General features: G+C 70.9%; 19 protein-coding genes and 1 riboswitch. Of the genes, 9 read left to right on the plus strand and 10 right to left on the minus strand.

What is annotated here, in order from left to right; all coding sequences use genetic code 11:
* Window positions 1–159: 159 nt before the first annotated feature.
* Entirely contained in the window at window positions 160–912 is a 753-nt protein-coding gene (locus RV986_RS37955) for an endonuclease/exonuclease/phosphatase family protein (protein WP_475921702.1), read from the plus strand.
* 11 nt (window positions 913–923) lie between these two features.
* Here RV986_RS37955 and RV986_RS37960 read toward each other — a convergent pair whose 3' ends face one another.
* Together RV986_RS37960 and RV986_RS37965 are read right to left on the minus strand one after the other, a co-directional pair.
* A complete protein-coding gene (locus RV986_RS37960; protein WP_475921703.1) occupies window positions 924–1,709 on the minus strand; it encodes a hypothetical protein in 786 nt (261 codons plus the stop codon).
* Complete coding sequence (locus RV986_RS37965; RefSeq protein ID WP_475924580.1) at window positions 1,702–2,520, minus strand: alpha/beta hydrolase; 819 nt, start codon at window positions 2,518–2,520, stop codon at window positions 1,702–1,704. The genes RV986_RS37960 and RV986_RS37965 overlap by 8 nt, the downstream gene beginning before the upstream one ends.
* A 180-nt stretch (window positions 2,521–2,700) precedes the next feature.
* Between RV986_RS37965 and RV986_RS37970 the strand changes: the two genes are divergently transcribed.
* From RV986_RS37970 to RV986_RS37985, 4 genes are all read left to right on the plus strand, one after another.
* On the plus strand, window positions 2,701–3,471 hold the full coding sequence (locus RV986_RS37970) for a lysophospholipid acyltransferase family protein (RefSeq protein WP_475921704.1): 771 nt from the start codon (window positions 2,701–2,703) through the stop codon (window positions 3,469–3,471).
* A 35-nt stretch (window positions 3,472–3,506) separates the two neighbouring features.
* Window positions 3,507–4,742 (plus strand): MacS family sensor histidine kinase, encoded by a 1,236-nt coding sequence (gene macS, locus RV986_RS37975; RefSeq protein ID WP_475921705.1) that lies wholly within the window; start codon window positions 3,507–3,509, stop codon window positions 4,740–4,742.
* A gap of 50 nt (window positions 4,743–4,792) precedes the next feature.
* Window positions 4,793–5,440: a response regulator gene (locus tag RV986_RS37980; RefSeq protein ID WP_475924581.1), complete on the plus strand. Its 648-nt coding sequence runs from the start codon at window positions 4,793–4,795 to the stop codon at window positions 5,438–5,440.
* Between the two features lie 167 nt (window positions 5,441–5,607).
* Window positions 5,608–6,636: a 6-phosphofructokinase gene (locus RV986_RS37985; RefSeq protein WP_475921706.1), complete on the plus strand. Its 1,029-nt coding sequence runs from the start codon at window positions 5,608–5,610 to the stop codon at window positions 6,634–6,636.
* Between the two features lie 145 nt (window positions 6,637–6,781).
* Here RV986_RS37985 and RV986_RS37990 read toward each other — a convergent pair whose 3' ends face one another.
* On the minus strand, window positions 6,782–8,758 hold the full coding sequence (locus RV986_RS37990; RefSeq protein ID WP_475921707.1) for an anthranilate synthase family protein: 1,977 nt from the start codon (window positions 8,756–8,758) through the stop codon (window positions 6,782–6,784).
* A gap of 113 nt (window positions 8,759–8,871) precedes the next feature.
* On the minus strand, window positions 8,872–8,928 hold the full coding sequence (locus RV986_RS37995; protein ID WP_071528813.1) for a trp operon leader peptide: 57 nt from the start codon (window positions 8,926–8,928) through the stop codon (window positions 8,872–8,874).
* A 52-nt stretch (window positions 8,929–8,980) separates the two neighbouring features.
* Here RV986_RS37995 and RV986_RS38000 point away from each other — a divergent pair, with 52 nt between their 5' ends.
* The 3 genes from RV986_RS38000 (at window position 8,981) to RV986_RS38010 (ending at window position 12,182) form a co-directional block, all read left to right on the plus strand.
* Window positions 8,981–10,258, plus strand: a complete 1,278-nt coding sequence (locus tag RV986_RS38000) for a glycoside hydrolase domain-containing protein (RefSeq protein ID WP_475921708.1) — start codon at window positions 8,981–8,983, stop codon at window positions 10,256–10,258.
* Window positions 10,259–10,404: 146 nt separating this feature from the next.
* Window positions 10,405–11,757: a class II 3-deoxy-7-phosphoheptulonate synthase gene (locus RV986_RS38005; RefSeq protein WP_475921709.1), complete on the plus strand. Its 1,353-nt coding sequence runs from the start codon at window positions 10,405–10,407 to the stop codon at window positions 11,755–11,757.
* A gap of 164 nt (window positions 11,758–11,921) precedes the next feature.
* Entirely contained in the window at window positions 11,922–12,182 is a 261-nt protein-coding gene (locus tag RV986_RS38010; RefSeq protein ID WP_475921710.1) for a (2Fe-2S)-binding protein, read from the plus strand.
* Window positions 12,183–12,198: 16 nt separating this feature from the next.
* Here RV986_RS38010 and bfr read toward each other — a convergent pair whose 3' ends face one another.
* Entirely contained in the window at window positions 12,199–12,678 is a 480-nt protein-coding gene (gene bfr, locus RV986_RS38015) for a bacterioferritin (RefSeq protein WP_475921711.1), read from the minus strand.
* Between the two features lie 156 nt (window positions 12,679–12,834).
* On the opposite strand from bfr, the gene RV986_RS38020 reads away from it, so the two are divergent.
* Window positions 12,835–13,470 carry a sulfite oxidase-like oxidoreductase gene (locus RV986_RS38020; RefSeq protein ID WP_475921712.1) on the plus strand — a complete coding sequence of 212 codons (636 nt, stop codon included), beginning with the start codon at window positions 12,835–12,837 and terminating at the stop codon, window positions 13,468–13,470.
* Between the two features lie 30 nt (window positions 13,471–13,500).
* Here the strand turns inward: RV986_RS38020 and RV986_RS38025 are convergent, their stop codons facing one another.
* From RV986_RS38025 to thiO, 5 genes are all read right to left on the minus strand, one after another.
* Window positions 13,501–14,388 (minus strand): deoxyribonuclease IV, encoded by an 888-nt coding sequence (locus RV986_RS38025; RefSeq protein ID WP_475924582.1) that lies wholly within the window; start codon window positions 14,386–14,388, stop codon window positions 13,501–13,503.
* Between the two features lie 26 nt (window positions 14,389–14,414).
* Window positions 14,415–16,382 (minus strand): Stk1 family PASTA domain-containing Ser/Thr kinase, encoded by a 1,968-nt coding sequence (gene pknB / locus RV986_RS38030; RefSeq protein WP_475921713.1) that lies wholly within the window; start codon window positions 16,380–16,382, stop codon window positions 14,415–14,417.
* A gap of 266 nt (window positions 16,383–16,648) precedes the next feature.
* Window positions 16,649–17,443 carry a thiazole synthase gene (locus RV986_RS38035; RefSeq protein ID WP_475921714.1) on the minus strand — a complete coding sequence of 265 codons (795 nt, stop codon included), beginning with the start codon at window positions 17,441–17,443 and terminating at the stop codon, window positions 16,649–16,651.
* A gap of 3 nt (window positions 17,444–17,446) precedes the next feature.
* Window positions 17,447–17,659: a sulfur carrier protein ThiS gene (gene thiS / locus RV986_RS38040; protein ID WP_475921715.1), complete on the minus strand. Its 213-nt coding sequence runs from the start codon at window positions 17,657–17,659 to the stop codon at window positions 17,447–17,449.
* Window positions 17,656–18,861, minus strand: coding sequence for a glycine oxidase ThiO (gene thiO / locus RV986_RS38045; RefSeq protein ID WP_475921716.1), 1,206 nt, complete (start codon window positions 18,859–18,861; stop codon window positions 17,656–17,658). Before thiO ends, thiS begins: the two co-directional genes overlap by 4 nt.
* Window positions 18,859–18,970, minus strand: a riboswitch (TPP riboswitch). Its footprint overlaps the gene before it by 3 nt.
* Window positions 18,971–19,000: the final 30 nt, after the last annotated feature.

Consider the following 19,000-nt stretch of genomic DNA (forward strand, 5'->3'; position numbering starts at 1 on the left):
GCGCCCTCACGGGGCACGGCGGGCGCCCCCTTGGGAGCGCGGGGCCGTGACACCCTGCGGCTCCGCCGCGCGGACGCGACCAGCCCCCACTGTCCCGCAGTCGGCAAAACAACCGTTGTTCCGGTTCCCCCGCCCCCGCGTCCACGTATCTTGATCCACATGGCGACCACCCCGCTGCCAAGCTCCCACACCGAGCCCGACGGCTCCGCCGTCATCCGAGTGCTCAGCTACAACATCCGCTCCCTGCGCGACGACACCGGCGCTCTCGCCCGGGTCATCAGCGCCTGCGCCCCGGACCTGGTCCTGGTCCAGGAAGCCCCCCGCTTCTTCCGCTGGCGCAAGAAACTGGCCCGGCTCGCGGCCGCGTCCGGGCAGATGATCCTGTCCGGCGGTGCGACGGCGGCGGGCCCCGCGCTCCTCTGCTCGCTCCGGGCCACCGTCGAACGCACCGAGGACGTCCTGCTCCCGCTCACCCCCGGCCTGCACCGCCGCGGCTTCGCCACCGCCGTCGTCCGCTTCGGCGGCGCCCGGCTCGGCGTCCTGAGCTGCCACCTCTCGCTGCGGAACGACGAGCGCCACCAGCAGGGCGGCATGCTGCTCGACCGGCTCGCCGGCCTCGGCACCCCGCACGCCCTCGCCGGCGGGGACCTGAACGAACGCCCCGACGGCCGGACCTTCCGACGCCTTGCCACCGACCTCCAGGACGGCTGGGCCACCGCCCCCTGGGGTACGGAGTACACCTCGACGGCCGCCGACCCCCACCAGCGCATCGACGCGATCTTCGCCACCCGCGGCATCGAGGTGCTCGGCTGCGGGGTCCCCCACGGTCACCCGGGGGTCAGGGAGACAGACCTGAGGGCGGCCACGGACCACCTGCCCGTTCTGGCCGCCCTCCGAGTGCCCGCCGCGTAACCGCCGCGGGGTCAGACCACCGCGCCGCGCCCTGGATCGTCCCCGTCCTCGTCGTCCGTCTTCATGCGTGCCACGAGTGTCGCGAAGCCGCCGAGGAAACCGCCGATACCGACGGTGGCGAGCCACCACGTCATGTCCCAGCCGAGAAGGATGGCCAGCAGGAGCACGATCGGGCCACCGACGACGGCGAGCCAGGCGAACTTGGCCGTGGTGTCGGCGACGGGCAGCGGGGGCGGCTCGGGCGGCACGAAATGGCCCTCGTCGTCCGCGTCGAAGTCGTCCTCGGTGGGTTCGGGCGTCGTGTAGTCGCGCGGGCCGCCGACGCCGGGTGCGAAGGCGACGGAGCTGCCGAGGGGCTTCGACGCGGCGGGCGGTTCGCCGGCCTCGTCACCCTCCTTCGGCTTCGCGACCCCGTCCGGCTGCCCAGCCCCCTCAGTCCTCGCCGATCTTTCCGACCTTTCGGATTTCTCCGACCTTTCGGATTCCTCGGCCGTCTGTGCCGTCTGTGCTTGCTCCGGACTCTCCGGCCGTTCCGCCTTTTCGGACGTCTGACGCTTCTCGGGCCTGTCGTCGCGGTCGGGGGCGTCGTTCGTCACCGGATCGAGGAGCGCGAGGTCCTCGACCGACTTGAACGGTTTCGCGCCGGGCGGGTCCGGCGGCTCCTCGCCGTACCCCGCGACGATCGCCTGCCACGCGGCGTCCTCGTCGAACGGCACACCCTGCTCGTCACCGTGAGGCTCTCCGACGGGTACGCCCTTCTCGTCGGGCTCGCCGCGCTCCGCGTCGTACTCAGCCACCAGTGGCCGTCCCTTCCTGCTGACTCGCCTGACCCACCTGACCCACGCCGGACCCCTTGCCGACACTGGGCGCGAGCCGGGCGATGAACGCGTAGCTCTCCTCGAAGATCCGGTCCGCGTCATGGTCCAACGTCGCTACGTGGTAGCTCTGTTCCAGCAGGATCTCCGTCACGTCCGTGGATGACACCCGGCTGAGGATGCGGGTCGAGTCGGCGGGCGGCACCACATGGTCCTGGGGGCTGTGCAGCAGCAGCAACGGCTGGGTGACCTGGGGCAGCTCGCCGTCCACCATCCGGTAGAAGTTCCGCATGGAGTGCGCCGCCTGCAGCGGCACCCGGTCGTAGCCCAGCTCCGCGACGCCCTCCTTGGCGATGTCGCTCGCGATGCCGTCCACCGTCCTGACCAGGTGGCGCAGCACCGGGAGGGCGTACGCGGCCGCTCCGTGCACCTTGTTCGCCGGGTTGACGACGACGATGCCGCTCACCTCGTCCCCGTGCTTCGCGGCGAGCCGCAGGGCCAGCGTGCCGCCCATGGAGAGGCCGAGGACGAACACCTGGGTGCAGCGCTCCCGCAGGGCGCGCAGCTCGCGGTCCACCTCCGCGTACCAGTCCTGCCAACCCGTGATCTGCATGTCCTCCCACCGCGTGCCGTGCCCGGGCAGCAGGGGCAGCGCAACGGTCAGACCGCGCTCGGCGAGATACTCCGCCCAGGGGCGCAGCGACTGCGGGGATCCGGTGAAGCCGTGGCAGAGGAGGACGCCGACCTCTCCGCCCTCGTGGCGGAACGGCTCGGCTCCGGGGAGGACCGGCACCTTCGGTCTCCTGTTCATCAGGTGGGCGGAACGGAAGCGGGTCACGACCCCGAGCGTTCGAGGCGTACTTCACCGTACGCGACCCCACTGACACCGACCAGGGCCGTCGGGGCCTTTGACAGTGCCCCGGGATAAGGTCTGACCGACGACACAGGAGGCATTCGGTTGATCTACGGCGCCATGAAGTTTTCCATCGGAGGGCCGCTGAAGCTCGCCTTCAGGCCCTGGGTGGAAGGCCTCGAGCACATTCCCGCCGAGGGCCCCGCCATCCTGGCAAGCAATCATCTGTCGTTCTCGGACTCGTTCTTCCTGCCCGCGGTCCTCGACCGCAAGGTGACCTTCATCGCGAAGGCCGAGTACTTCACGACCCCCGGTATCAAGGGCCGGATGACCGCCGCCTTCTTCAAGGGCGTCGGCCAGCTCCCGGTGGACCGCTCCGGCGCGCGCGGCGCGGGCGAGGCGGCCGTCAAGAGCGGCATCGACGTCATCGAGCGCGGTGAGCTGTTCGGCATCTACCCGGAGGGCACGCGCTCGCCCGACGGACGGCTGTACCGCGGCAAGCCGGGCGGCCTCGCGCGCGTGGCGCTCGCCACCGGTGCCCCGGTCATCCCGGTCGCCATGATCGACACCGAGAAGATCCAGCCGCCGGGCAAGGTGATGCCCAAGCTGATGCGCCCGGGCATCCGCATCGGCAAGCCGCTCGACTTCAGCCGCTACAACGGCATGGAGCACGACCGCTTCGTGCTGCGCGCGGTGACCGACGAGGTCATGTACGAAATCATGAAGCTCTCCGGCCAGGAGTACGTCGACATCTACGCGACGGCCGCCAAGCGGCAGATCGCGGACGCGGCGAAGGCCGAGAAGCAGGCGCTCAAGGAAGCCGAACAGGCGCAGAAGGAGGCCGCGAAGGCGGCCGAAGCCGAAACCGAAGAGGGACGGGCCGGCACCTAGACGCTTGCGTCGGGGGACGGTGGGGGTGGGGGGACATGGCCAAGCGCGAGAGAGTCATGAGGATGTCGGTCGAGCAGCCGCTGTGGCGTGCGCTCTCCGCCTACCGCGTGCTGACGATGCTGTACGCGATCGGGCTCTTCGCCACCGCGTCCGGCAGGTTCGCCCACCCCTGGGTGGCCGTCGGGTACTACGCGGTCCTGTTCGTCTGGACGCTGGCCACCCTGCCCAGGGTCGCGAACGCGGCGAACTGCACCAAGCGTTTCCTCGCCGCCGACCTGACCGTCGCGCTCACCGGCATCATGCTCACGCCCGTCGCGGACACCCACCACCGCATAGTGACCGGCGGCCCGACACTCCCGTCGATATGGACCGCGGGCTCCGTCCTGGCGTTCGCCGTCAAGGGCGGCTGGCGCTGGGCGGCCTTCGCCTCGACGCTCGTCGCGGCCGCCAACCTCGTCGAGCGCGGCGCCCCCACCCGTGACACCGTCCACAACGTGATCCTCGTCTGGGTCGCCTCCATCGCCATCGGATACGTCGTCGAGGTCGCCCGCGCCTCCGAGCGCACCCTCGCCCGCGCCCTGGAGATCGAGGCCGCGACCCGGGAGCGCGAGCGCCTGGCCCGCGACATCCACGACGGCGTCCTGCAGATCCTCGCCATGGTGCAGCGCCGCGGCAGCGCCCTCGGCGGCGAGGCCGCGGAGCTGGGCCGGATGGCCGGCGAGCAGGAGGTGGCGCTGCGCACGCTGGTCTCGCGCGGCCTGGTGCCGGTCTCCCGGGTGTCCGAGGACGCCACCCTGGGCGCGGTCGTACGAGCCGTCGAGGAACCGGACGACGACGAGGACCCCGAGGGGCCCGTCGACCTGCGCGCGCTGCTCGCCCCGTACGCCACCGCGCGCGTGACCCTCTCCGAGCCCGGCGCCCCGGTGCCGCTAGCCCCGGCCGCCGCCCGGGAGTTGGCCGCCGCCGTCGGTGCCGCCCTGGACAATGTCCGCAAGCACGTCGGCGAGGACGCGCGGGCCTGGATCCTGGTCGAGGACGAGCCGGACGAGGTGATCGTGACCGTGCGCGACGACGGCCCGGGCATCCCGGAGGGGCGGCTCGCCCAGGCCGAGGGGGAGGGGCGGCTCGGAGTGGCCCTGTCGATCCGCGGCCGGCTGCGCGACCTCGGTGGCGCGGCCGAACTGATCTCGGTGCCGGGCCAGGGCACGGAGGTCGAGCTGAAGGTACCGAAGGTTTCCGGGGTTTCACGGGGGAAGGCGGAGAAGCGATGAGTGACCGGACGGCGGGGGAGCAGCAGGTGGGCAAGAGCACGATCAAGGTCATGGTGGTGGACGACCACCCCATGTGGCGTGATGCCGTCGCCCGTGACCTGGACGCGGCCGGCTTCGACGTGGTCGCCACCGCGGGCGACGGCGAGCAGGCGGTGCGCCGCGCCCGGGCCGCCGCGCCCGACGTCCTCGTGCTCGACCTGAACCTGCCCGCCAAGCCCGGCGTCCAGGTCTGCAAGGAACTGGTCGGCGCCAACCCGGCGCTGCGCGTCCTCGTCCTGTCGGCCAGCGGGGAGCACGCGGACGTCCTGGAGGCGGTGAAGTCCGGCGCGACCGGCTATCTCCTCAAGTCGGCGTCCACGGAGGAGCTGATCGACGCGGTGCGCCGTACGGCGGTCGGCGACCCGGTGTTCACACCGGGCCTCGCGGGCCTGGTCCTCGGCGAGTACCGCCGGCTGGCCTCCGAGCCCGCCCCGGCCGCGGGCGCCGACGAGCCCAAGGCCCCGCAACTCACCGACCGCGAGACCGAGGTGCTGCGCCTGGTCGCCAAGGGCCTGAGCTACAAGCAGATCGCCGAGCGCCTGGTCATCTCCCACCGCACGGTCCAGAACCATGTGCAGAACACCCTGGGCAAGCTCCAACTCCACAACCGGGTGGAGCTCGTGCGCTACGCCATAGAGCGCGGCCTCGACGGGGCGTAGACCCCGACGCGTGGTCGGCGTAAACCCTGGTTGACCCACCATCGGGTGAAGGCGGGTGATCAACAGCCGCACAATTCACCGGAATTGCCCTTACCGCCCATGCCGCAGTGACCTGGATCACTATTAGCGTGAGTCCCATCAGGCAACCGCGGCGAAGGGACTTTTCCATGCGGGTCGGAGTACTGACCGGAGGCGGCGACTGCCCCGGACTCAACGCCGTCATCCGGGGCGTCGTCCGTAAGGGCGTGCAGGAGTACGGCTACGACTTCGTCGGCTTCCGGGACGGCTGGCGGGGACCGCTAGAGAACGACACCGTCCGGCTGGACATCCCCGCCGTGCGCGGCATCCTGCCCCGCGGTGGCACCATCCTCGGCTCCTCGCGGACGAACCCGCTGAAGCAGGAGAACGGCATCCGCCGTATCAAGGAGAATCTCGCCAAGCAGGAGGTCGAGGCACTCATCGCGATCGGCGGCGAGGACACGCTCGGCGTCGCCGCGCGCCTCACCGACGACTACGGAGTGCCCGTCGTCGGCGTACCGAAGACCATCGACAACGACCTGTCCGCCACCGACTACACCTTCGGCTTCGACACCGCCGTCGGTATCGCCACCGAGGCGATCGACCGCCTGCACACCACCGCCGAGTCGCACATGCGCGTCCTCGTCTGCGAGGTGATGGGCCGGCACGCGGGCTGGATCGCCATCCACTCGGGCCTGGCCGGTGGCGCCAACGTCATCCTCATCCCCGAGCAGCGCTTCGACGTCGACCAGGTGTGCGCCTATGTGACCTCGCGGTTCAAGGCCTCGTACGCGCCGATCGTGGTCGTCGCCGAGGGCGCGATGCCCAAGGACGGCCAGATGGTCCTCAAGGACGGGTCCCTCGACTCCTTCGGCCACGTACGCCTCTCCGGGGTCGGCGAGTGGCTGGCCAAGGAGATCGAGAAGCGCACCGGCAAGGAGGCCCGCACCACGGTCCTGGGCCACATCCAGCGTGGCGGCACCCCCAGCGCCTTCGACCGCTGGCTCGCCACCCGCTTCGGGCTGCACGCCATCGAGGCCGTCCGCGACGGCGACTTCGGCAAGATGGTCGCCCTGCGCGGCACGGACATCGTCCGCGTCCCGATCGCGGAGGCCACGGCCAAGCTGAAGACGGTCGACCCGAAGCTGTACGAGGAGGTCGGGGTCTTCTTCGGCTGACGTACCGATGCATCGACGTACCGACGCGTCGATGTACTGACGTGGCGACGTACCGACGTTCCGAGGGGGTTCCCCTCCCCGGGATCCGCCGGCCGCACGGGCCTCCCGACACCCGTGCGGCCGGCGTACGCCGCTCCCTCCTCGACTACGCGGAGGGCCGCCGCTCCGACAACGCGCCGGTGTCCCGCAGCCGGCCGACCAGCTCCCGTACGACATCCGTCCCGTTCAGCGTCAGCACCGACTCCGGGTGGAACTGGACGCCCGCGAACCCGGGCCCGCGCAGCGCGTGCACCTCGCCCGACCCACTCCGGCCGACCTCGACGCCATGGGCGGACAGCTCCCCGAAGGCCTCCTCGTCGCACCGCGCCACGAAGCTGTTGTAGAAGCCGACCGTCTCGCGCCGCCCGAAGAGATCGATCTCCGTCTGCGCGCCCTGGTACGGGACCTCCTTCCGTACGATCTCCAGGCCCAGTTCGGCCGCGATCAGCTCGTGCCCGAGGCAGACGCCCAGCACGCCGTGCCGGTGTCCCCGGATCACCTCGGCGGTGAGTCCCCGCAGGAACCGCATCTTGGGATCGCCCATGTCCGAGGGGTCACCCGGACCGGGCCCCAGGACGACCGGGCCCACGTGCGCGCGCACCGCCTCCCGCAGCCCCGGCTCGTCGTACCGCCGCACGGTCACCTCAAGGCCCGACGACCGCAGCACATGCGCGAGCATCGCCGTGAAGGTGTCCTCGCCGTCCACCACCAGCGCATGCCCCTCCAGAGCGTGCGCCCGCTCCTGCATCCGCAGCCAGAACGGCGCGAGCGCGGCCCGCCTGCCGTCCAGCGCCGCCCGCACCCGCGGATCGTCGGCCAGCCTCGGCCGTACGCCCTCCGCGCGCGGCCTCGCTTCGAGGACTCCCAGCGCCGCCAGCACCCCGGCCGCCTTCGCATGCGTCTCGGCGACCTCGCCCGCCGGATCCGATCCCCGTACGAGGGTGGCGCCGACCGGCACCCGCAGCCGCCCGTCCGCGTCGATGTCGGCGGTCCGGATGAGGATGGGGGAGTCGAGGGTCTGGGAGCCCACGGCTTCTTCCCGCCCGCCGACTGCTCCTTCCCGTCCGCCACCCGGGTGCCGGCCGATCAGCGCGAGTGCCCCGGCGTAGTAGCCCCGCCCGCCGACCTCGTGCCGCTCGATCACCCGGCAGGCGTTCTGCACCGGCGACCCGGTGACGGTCGCCGCGAACATGGTCTCCTTCAGGACCTCGCGCACATCCAGCGAGGACCGGCCCCGCAGCTCGTACTCGGTGTGCGCGAGATGGGCCATCTCCTTCAGCCGGGGCCCGATCACCACCCCGCCCATGTCACCGACCGTGCACATCATCTTGAGCTCCTCGTCGACGACCATCGACAGCTCCTCGGTCTCCTTGCCGTCGGCGAGGAAATCGAGCAGGCCGTCCGCGGACGGCCCGTCGGCGGGGTAGCGGTACGTCCCGCTGATCGGGTTCATCACGACGGTCCCGCCGGACATCCGTACATGCACCTCGGGGCTCGCCCCGACCAGCGTCCGCCCACCCGTCTCCCGCCCCCGCCCTTCCAAGGAAGGCCCTTCGGGCCCCTTTTGAACCCCGGTGTGCACCACAAACGTCCAGTACGCGCCCCGCTCGCCGACCAGCAGCCGCCGGAACAGGGCCAGGGCGTCGGCCTTCCCGAACCCCTGGATCCGCCCCTCGTACGTACGCCGGATGACGAAGTTAGCGCCCTCGCCGCGCCCGATCTCCTCGTCCAGCACGCGCCCGACGATCCCGGCGTACTCCTCGTCGTCGACGTCGAAGCGCCCGTCCGTGACCCGCACGTCGTGCGTCGGGAGCTCCGCCAGGGCCTGCTCCAGCGGCAGTGTGTACGTCTCCTCGGGGATCAGCACCGCGAGTGGCGTGCCGTCGTCACGGACGTCGAAGCCGCGCTCGCGGATCTGGCGGTACGGGACGAGCGCGAGGCCCTCGTCGGGGAGGTCGGCGAGCCGGTCGCAGGTGCTGACCGGGCCGAGCAGCAGCTCCACCGTCCCGTGATCGTGACCGGGGGTGCGGCGGCGCAGCAGGGCGAACGGACGGGGATCGTCCAACAGGTCGAGCAGGTTCATCGGTCCTGATCCTTCTCTCGGATGCTCTCAAAGCTCGGAGAGGAACGACCTGTGTCCGCAAACACCGAAGGCCGCCCCTCGGGCGGCCTTCGCGAAGTCTTGCGTACGCGCAGTCAGTGGGCCGCCGGATGAGCGGTCCACCACCAGTTCTGGGTCGAATGCGCGAACATGCGCCGCACCCTACCCGACGTCGGGGGGCGGGCAACAGCGTGAACCGTTCGCGTGCGGCGTTCCTACCGCCCGGTCACCGGCCATGGATGGCATGGCCCAGGAAGCCCGACCGAGGAGAGAGCCATCCACACAGCCCGCCCACCCCAGCTCCGCCGCAACGGCGTCCGTACGCTCACGGCGTGCGCCGCGGCCGCGGTCCTCGCCGCCGGCCCGTTCGGCACCGCGCGCGCCGCCGAGTCCGACGACACCGTCAGCGTCACCTACCGCGGTCGCGTGTTCACCGTCCCCGCCTCCTGGCAGATCGTGGACCTGGAGAAACAACCCGACGCATGCGTCCGCTTCGACCGGCACGCCCTGTACCTCGGCACGCCGGGCGACCCGCAGAAGTGCCCGGCGGGAGCCACCGGACGCGCCGAGGCGCTGCTGATCCAGCCCACCGCCGCCGTCGGGAGCACCGCCACCGAGAACCCGACGGCCCGTACGTTCCGGGTCACCGCCGACCGGATCGCGGTGACCGCCGCGTACGGGGAGGACCGTACGAGGATCCAGGACATCCTGCGCGGCGCCGGTCTGCCCGTCACCGGCGCGCAGACCGAGCCGACCGCGGGGGCGCCCGCCGCGGCGCCCCTGCCCGTCGACGCCACGTCCTTCCGTGGCGAGGGCTTCGACGCCTGCACCGCACCGGGCCAGTCGGCGATGGACGCCTGGCGGGACGACTCCGACTACGGAGCCATCGGCGTCTACATCGGCGGGATCAACCGCGCCTGCGCCCAGAGCAGGCTCACCGCCACCTGGCTGCGCACGCAGTACGCCAACGGCTGGCGGTTCTTCCCGCTGTACGTCGGCCGCCAGCCCACCTCCGACGGGGGCAGCTGCGGAGGCGGCTGCGCGGCGATCACCAACCCCGTGCCGCAGGGCACCGAGGCCGCCGACGACGCCGTCAAGCAGGCGACCGCGCTGGGCTTCCCCAAGGGCACGGTGATCTACAACGACCTGGAGCACTACACCCGCGGCGGCTCCGTGACCGACCAGGTGCTGTCCTACCTCGACGCCTACACCGAGCGCGTGCACGCGCTGGGCTACCGATCGGGTGCGTACGGCAACACCTCGTCGCTGGTCACCGACCTGGTGGCCAACAAGAGCCGGGTCACCCTGCCCGACGTGCTCCACTTCGCCCGCTGGAACGGCAAGTCGACCACCACCGACTCGACGATCCCCGCCACCCTGTGGACCGACCACCGGCGTATCCACCAGTACGTCGGCAACACGACCGAGACGCACGGCGGAGTGACGATCTCCATCGACCGCGACCGGCTCGACGTGGACTAGGCACTGTCCGCACCGTCCCGCCTGCTCAGGGTGGCCGCGCGGACCCGCCCGCGCGGCCATTCCGAGCGTTTTTCGATCGAGCGCGGTTCGTCTCAACTGATGGGCTTGGGGATTGCCCCAGTACATGACCCCGTAATGTGGTGAGAGTGACCGTGAACGCTAAGCCCAGCGCGAGCGCTGGCAACACCTGGCGAGACCTGCCCGCGGCGCAGCAGCCCGAGTACCCAGATGCCGAGGCTCTGCGCGATGTGATCGCGGACCTCGAGTCGTATCCGCCACTCGTCTTCGCCGGCGAGTGCGACCAGCTGCGCGCCCGGTTGGCGTCCGTCGCCAAGGGAGAGGCGTTCCTTCTCCAGGGCGGCGACTGTGCCGAGGCCTTCGACGCGGTGTCGGCCGAGCACATCCGCAACAAGCTGAAGACCCTCCTCCAGATGGGCGCCGTGCTCACGTACGCCGCCTCGGTGCCGGTCGTGAAGGTCGGCCGTATCGCCGGCCAGTACTCCAAGCCGCGTTCCAAGCCCACCGAGACCCGTGACGGGGTGACGCTGCCGACCTACCGGGGCGACTCCGTCAACGGCTTCGACTTCACCGAAAAGGCCCGTATCCCGGACCCCGAGCGCCTGAAGCGGATGTACCACGCCTCCGCCTCCACGCTCAACCTGGTGCGCGCCTTCACCACCGGCGGCTACGCCGACCTGCGCCAGGTGCACGCCTGGAACCAGGACTTCGTGAAGTCCTCCCCGTCCGGGCAGCGCTACGAGCAGCTCGCGCGGGAGATCGACAACGCGATGAACTTCATGCGGGCCTGCGGGACCGACCCGGAGGAGTTCAAGACCGTCGAGTTCTACGCCTCCCACGAGGCGCTGCTCCTCGACTACGAGTCGGCGCTGACCCGCGTCGACTCGCGTACGGGCCACCTGTACGACGTCTCGGGCCACATGGTGTGGATCGGCGAGCGCACCCGTCAGCTGGACGGTGCGCACATCGAGTTCGCCTCGAAGATCCGCAACCCGATCGGGATCAAGCTGGGCCCGACGACGACGGCCGAGGACGCGCTGCAGTACATCGACCGCCTCGACCCGGACCGCGAGCCGGGCCGGCTCACCTTCATCGTGCGGATGGGCGCGGACAAGGTCCGCGACAAGCTGCCCGAGCTGGTCGAGAAGGTCACCGCCTCCGGTGCGACCGTGGCCTGGGTGACCGACCCGATGCACGGCAACACCTTCGAGGCGGCCTCGGGTCACAAGACCCGCCGCTTCGACGACGTGCTCGACGAGGTCAAGGGCTTCTTCGAGGTCCACAAGGGCCTGGGCACGCACCCCGGCGGCATCCATGTCGAGCTCACCGGTGACGATGTCACCGAGTGCGTGGGCGGCGGCGACGAGATCTTCGTCGACGATCTGCACCAGCGCTACGAGACGGCCTGCGACCCGCGCCTGAACCGCAGCCAGTCCCTCGACCTGGCCTTCCTGGTCGCCGAGATGTACAGGGACCAGTAACGGTTCACCTGTTACGGGAGCGTGAAGTGGGGCGCGGATCACATACGATCCGCGCCCCACCGCACTTTTACGGTTCCCGGGTGACGGGTAAGGTTAGGTTAGCCTCACCGGCCAAGAGGGCGTTCAGCCAGTCGGTACGGCACGACCTTGAACCCCGTCGGGAGGTGGACCGCGTGTACGTCTGCAACTGCTTCGGTGTCACCGAGGCGCAGGTGAAGAAGCACGCGGAGGACGGTGCCTGCACCCCCCGCCAGATAGCGTCGGCGTGCAAGGCGGGCACGGACTGTGGTTCGTGCGTCCGCCGGATTCAGGCCCTGCTGGGCCGGGGCGCGTGCCCGCGCCGGGAACTCGCCGACGAGGGCAGGCCGGTCCTCTCCGAGATCGGGGACGCGCCGCTCCCCGCGGTGACGGCCGAGGCCGCCTGACGCGCGAGCCGTCGGTTCAGCTCTCCGGCTGCTCGATCAGCTGCGCGATGTAGAGCGCCTCGCCGAGTTTGTCCACCAGCTCCAGCTGGGTGTCGAGGTAGTCGATGTGGTGCTCCTCGTCCTCAAGGATCGACTCGAAGATGTTCGCGGACGTGATGTCGCCCTTGTTGCGCATCACCTCGATCCCGCGCTTGAGACGGTCGATCGCCTCGACCTCCACCTGCCGGTCCGCCTGGAACATCTCGGTGACGGTCTGCCCCACCCGGACATGGAAGAGCCGCTGGTAGTTGGGCAGTCCCTCCAGGAAGAGAATCCGGTCGGTGAGCACTTCCGCGTGCTTCATCTCGTCGAAGGACTCGTGCCGTGTGTACTTCGCGAGCTTTGTCCAGCCGAAGTTCTCCTGCATCTTCGCGTGCAGGAAGTACTGGTTGATCGCGGTCAGCTCACCGGTCAGCTGCTCGTTGAGGAATTCGATGACCTCGGGGTCGCCCTGCATCGCAGAGGCTCCTTCCAAGCGGGGGGACGGGGCAGATTGCGCCGCATCCTCGCATCGGCGTCTCGGGGCGTCCAGTAAGTACACGCTTAGTAGGAGTTGCCGGAATCGGGACAGGGCTGGTCATGTGCACCGCCCGGGGTCTGTCAGGATGGAGTCATGGGTCAGCCGCCGGTGGAACGTGGAACGGGAGAAGCGGCACAGCCGGAGCTTCCGCCGGGGCAGCGACTGCAGCGTGGCTGGCCGGTCACACACTACGGCCCGGTGCCCAAGTTCCGCCCCGAACGCTGGGAGTTCAGGGTTTTCGGCGCCACCGCCGACGGTGAGAAGCACTGCTGGACCCATGAGGAGTTCACGGCCCTGCCGTACACCTCGGTCGTGGCCGATCTGCACTGTGTCACGAAGTTCAGCATGATCGGCGCCGAATGGGGCGGCATCCCCGCGCGCACGATCCTGGAGATCGCCCCGCCCGCGCCCACCGTCACCCATGTGATGGTCTGGGCGGAGTACGGCTTCAGCTCGAATCTGCGCCTCGACGACTTCGCCTCCGACCGCGCGATCTTCGCCACCCACAAGGACGGCGAGCTCCTCACGGCGGAACACGGCTTCCCGCTCCGCCTCGTCGTCCCCCACCTCTACGCCTGGAAGGGCCCCAAGTGGGTCCGGGGCGTCGAGTACATGACGGCCGACCGCCGCGGCTTCTGGGAGGAGCGCGGCTACCACAACGTCGGCGACCCCTGGCGCGAACAGCGCTACTCCTACCAGGAGGAGCCCGGGGACGGCCCCGAGCTCTGAGTCCCCGAGAGCACCTGTACGGCTGCTCGCTCAGCCGTCACGCAACTTCTTCAGGCGCTCCACATCCCCCGCGTGTCCCTCCTTGCCGCCCGGCGTCTCGATGATCAGGGGTACGCCCTCGGTGGCGGGGTGGGTCATCAGCGCGCGGAACGGGTCCTCGCCGATGTGGCCGGAGCCGATGTTCTCGTGACGGTCCTTGTGGGCACCGACCACGTCCTTGGAGTCATTGGCGTGGATCAGCTTGAGCCGGCCCTCGCCGACCGTGTCCACCAGCAGGTCGAGGGTCTGGTGCATCCCGCTCGGACCGGTCAGGTCGTGGCCCGCCGCGTAGATGTGACAGGTGTCCAGGCAGACACCCAGCTTCGGGTGGGCGTCCAGCGCCTCGAAGTACGGACCGAAGTCCCAGGTGCGCGAGCAGAGGGAGGAGCCCTGGCCCGCGGTCGACTCCAGGAGCAGATACGGGTCGTCGTCGTGGGTCAGCTCGTCCAGCAGGGGCAGCAGGTGCTCATGCACCTGCCTGAGGGCGACAGCCCGCTCCCGGCCCCCGGTGGCGCTCCCCGTGTGCACGACCACGCCGAGCGCGCCGATCTCCCGGCCCCGGCGCAACGAGTGCCGCAGCGACTCCACCGACCTCTCGACCGTCGCCCCGGTGTGCGAGCCGAAGTTGATCAGATACGGGGCATGGACGTACGCGGGGATCGACTCGGCGGCGCAGGCCGCGCGGAACGCTGCGTCCTCTTCGGCCCGCTTCGGGTTCCCGGCGGGCGTCGCCCAGCCTCGCGGGTTGGCGACGAAGACCTGGACGGTCTCGGCGCCCATCTCGCGCGCATAGGCCAGGCCGACGGAGTTGAGGCCGCCGGCCACGGGGACATGGCCGCCGACGGGGTTGCGGAGCTGCTTGCTGGTCACGTCCTTCAGGGTGCCACGGGCCCCGCGGCGCCCCGTCAGCGGATCTCGATGGTGATCGTGGACCCCTTGGGCGCCTGGTCCCCGCCGCTCACCGACTGCTTCTTCACCGTGTCCCCGAAGAGCCCGAGCAGACCGCGGTCCTCGTCGACCTTGAACCCGGCGGCCTCCAGCGTGGCCCTCGCGTCGTCCACGTTGTCGCCCACCACGTCCGGGACCGGGACCATCTCGGGGCCCTTGGAGACCGTCAGCGTGATGGTGTCGCCCGCGGTGGCCTGGCTGCCCGCGCCCGGCGACTGCTCGGCGACCTGGCCCTGATCGAACTCCGAGTTGACCCGCCCGGAGGCGATCTTCACCTTCAGGCCCGCCTCCTCCAGCTCCGCGGTGGCATCCGCCACGGACGCGCCCGAGACATCGGCGACCTCGACCGGACTGCCCTTGCTGACGGTGAGGGCGATCGCCGAACCGGCGTGCCGCTCCGTGCCCGCGCCCGGATCCGAACGGATCACGAAGCCCTTGGTGACGTCCTGGCTGAACTCCCGGGTGACCATGCCCGCGGCGAGCCCTTCGCCCTTCAGGACATCCCGCGCCTTGAACAGCGCGAGGCCCGTCAGATCGGGCACCTTCACCGTCTCCGGGCCGTCCGAGACGGTCAGCGTCACGGAGTCGTTGTCCCGGATGCGGGCGCCGGGCGCCGGGTCGCTGCTGATGACGGTGCCGCGCTTCACGGTGTCGCTGTAGGCGTGCTTGACCTGCCCCACGTCGAGGCCGGCGTTCTCGATCCGCGCCCTGGCCTGCGCCTCGCTCTTCGCCAGCAGCAGCGGGACCTTGGTGAACTGGCCGGAGTTGATGTACCAGACGCCCGCGCCGAGCCCGAGCACCAGCACGATCGCCCCGACGAGGGCGAACATCCCGCGCCGGGGCCGCGATCCGCGCCGTGAGGGAGCGGTCGGACCGGACTCGAACCGACTGGTCATCTCGAACCGGCTGGTCCGGTTCAGCGGGTCGCCGCCACCGTCGCCGTCCTCGTAGTCCTCGTAGGGGTCGTTCACGGGCAGCAGGCGCGGCACGGACAGCGAGCGCGGGATCACGCTCGTACGGTCGCCCGCGTTGTCGTGTCCCACGGCGAGGGCCTGCGGCGGTACGGCGTCGAGCTGTTCGACGCTGAGCCCGGCCCGCGCCTGGAGGACCTGGCCGAGCAGCGCCACCGCGTCGTGCGGGCGCACCTCGGGGTTGCGGGCGGTCGCCGCGGCGACCAGCTCGTCGAGGGCGAAGGGCAGCCCCGGCACGGCGGCGGACGGCGGCGGCACATCCGCGTGCAGGTGCTGGTAGAGCACCTGGGCGGGGGAATCCCCGGAGTACGGCTTGCCGCCGGTGAGCATTTCGTAGAGGACCACTCCACAGGCGTAGACGTCGACGCGGGTGTCGGCGGTGCCGTGCTCGATCTGTTCGGGAGCGAGGTACGACACGGTGCCGAGCACCGCACCCGTCGTGTTCGTGACGGTGTCCACGGCCCGTACGAGACCGAAGTCGGCCACCTTGACCCGGCCGTCGTCCCCTATCAGGACGTTCTCCGGCTTCATGTCGCGGTGCACGAACCCGGCGCGGTGCGCGGCGCCGAGCGCGGCGAGCACCGGCTCCAGGACGTCCAGCGCGGCCCGCGGCTGCAGCGCTCCGCGTTCACGCAGCACGTCGCGCAGGGTGCACCCGGCGACGTACTCCATGGCCAGATAGACGTACGACCCGTCCGTGCCCTGGTCGAAGACCTGCACCACATTGGGGTGCGCGAGCCGGGCCACCGACTTGGCCTCGCGGATGAACCGCTCGACGAACGAGCCGTCGGCGGCCAGCGCAGGGTGCATCACCTTGAGCGCGAGCACCCGGTCGAGGCGGGTGTCCAGGGCCCTGTAGACCGTGGCCATCCCGCCGACCGCGATCCGCGCGTCGACGCGATAGCGGCCGTCGAGCACCTGCCCGACAAGCGGGTCCTGAAGGGTCGTATCCACGCAGGTGAGTCTACGAGCCGCCACTGTCACCCCCACCCGTTCGGCCCATACCGGAGCGGGACTGCAGCGGACCTGTGACGCATCTCGCAGCCGTCGAGGTGTCCGTCCCGGTGGCCGCTTCCCGCACCTGTCAACGGCGAGAACCGCTCACGGGAGACCCGCGCTTTCCAGCCGCCCGGAAACGGGTGAGGCGCGGGCGGGAGAAAAAACACATCGGTGCCGGGTACCTGGGCCGGGTACCCGGATCGGGTACCTGGATCGGGTGCCTAGAAAGCAGGCCGCTCCGGATCCAGCCGTGCCAGCCCCTCCACGGGAGAGGACGCCGAGGCGAAGTGCCGCCGGGGAATCCGCCCCGCACGCCGGGCGAGCCGGCCGGCCTCCACCGCGTGCTTCATGCCCTCGGCCATCAGCACCGGCTCCTGCGCCCGGGTGACGGCCGACGCGAGCATCACCCCCGCACACCCCAGCTCCATCGCCAACGCGGCGTCCGACGCCGTACCGGCGCCCGCGTCCAGAATCACCGGCACGCGCGCGTGCTCCACGATCAGCTGGAAGTTGTGCGGGTTGCGAATGCCCAGACCGGACCCGATGGGCGACCCGAGCGGCATGATCGCCGCGCAGCCGACATCCTCCAGCTTCCGTGCGAGCACGGGATCGTCGTTGGTGTACGGCAGCACGGTGAACCCGTCGTCGACCAGCACCTCGGCGGCGTCGAGCAACTCGATCGGATCGGGCAGCAGGGTGCGCTCGTCGGCGATGACCTCCAGCTTGACCATCTCGGTACCGAGGGCCTCCCGTGCGAGCCGCGCGGTCAGCACGGCCTCGCCCGCGGTGAAACACCCCGCCGTGTTCGGCAGCACCCGGATGCCGAGCCGGTGCAGCACGGAGAGCACCGAGCCGTGCGCCGTGGGATCCACCCGCCGCATCGCGACCGTCGTCAGCTCCGTGCCGGACGCCACGAGCGACCGCTCCAGGACGTCCAGGCTGGGCGCACCCCCCGTACCCATGATCAGACGGGACGAGAAGGACGTACCCCCGAGGACAAAGGGATCGTCGGCCATGGTTCAGCCTCCTTGGACGGCGGTGAGCACCTCGACGCGGTCGCCCTCGGCGAGGGCCGTGGACGACCACTGCCCGCGCGGGACGACGGTTTCGTTGAGCGCGGCGGCGACTCCGGACGGCGCGACCGTGAGGGTGGCGACGAGCGCGTCGAGGACGGTGCCGGAAGCGACCAGCCGCCGCTCTCCGTTGACGAAGACGGTCACGAAGATGTTCATACGGGCTGCTCCGTGAGGGCCGTGCTGAAGCGCTGGGGGGTGAAGGGGCGAGCCTCGTCCGGCAGGTCCCCGGTGGTCAGGACATGCGCCATCACGTCCCCGGTGACGGGGGTGAGCAGGACGCCGTTGCGGTAGTGGCCGGTGGCCAGCAGCAGCCCGTCGAGCCGGGTCGGCCCGAGCAGCGGCGCGTTGTCGGGTGACCCGGGCCGCAGTCCGGCGCGCGTCTCCGTGAGCGGGAGCTCGGTGATCCCGGGAACCAGCTCGTGGGCGTCGCGCAGCAGCTCGTACACCCCGCCCGCGGTCACCGTCGTGTCCCAGCCCAGCTCCTCGCTGGTGGCGCCCACGACGAGCTCGCCGTTCTCCCGCGGCACCAGGTAGACCTGGCTGCCGCGCACCACGGCCCGCACGGTCCGGCTCAGGAACGGCGCGTACCGCTTCGGCACGGTCAGCCGCAGCACCTGTCCCTTCACCGGGCGCACGGGCGGCAGTACGTCATCGGGTACGCCCGCGAGCTTCCCGCTGAGGCTCCCGGCGGCGAGCACCACCTGCCCGGCCGTCAGCTGTTCGCCGCCCGTCGTGACGGCCCCGGCGGCCCGGTCCCGTACGACGGTCAGCCGCTCCGCCCAGGTCCGGTGGAACTCCACTCCGGCCCGCTCGCACGCCGTGACCAGGGCCTTCGCCAGCCGGCGCGGGTCGATCTGGTGGTCGCCGTCGACCCGCAGCCCGCCCCGCACACCCGGTGCGAGCATCGGCTCCAGACGGCGGCACTCACGGCCGCTCAGCCACTCCGAGTCGAGCCCCGACCGGTGCTGCAGGGCGTGCAGTTCACGCAGATGGGCGCGGTCGTCGGCGTCCAGCGCGACGGCCAGCGTGCCGCACCGGCGGTAGCCGAGGTCCTGGCCCGTCGCCTCGGTGAGCTCGGCGGCGAAGTCGGGATAGCGACGCGCGGAGGCGAGGTTGAGGCCCAGCAGGGTCTGCTCGCCGTAGTGCAGCTCGGTGACGGCGGCGAGCATTCCGGCGGCCACCTGCGCCGCGCCGCCGCCCGGCTCGGGGTCCACGACCGCGACGGTGAACCCGCGCTGAGCGGCCCGCCAGGCGGTCACGAGCCCGATGATCCCGCCCCCGACGACAAGGACGTCCGAGGTACGGGGGTCCGAGGTACGGGGGTCCGAGGTACGCGCGGATGTACGGATGAGCGACATGGGCGTCCAGCCCCTCCCTTCGCCGGCATGACCCGGATCAGGTTCGTACGGTCGGAGGCCGCCAGCCTCCCTCTCAGCCCGGTGCGTCCGGGCTCCCGCGAGTGCTTTACGGTGGCCAGCCTAGCCCGCTGCCGTATGT

It is taken from the genome of Streptomyces sp. RLA012, from assembly GCF_056270325.1.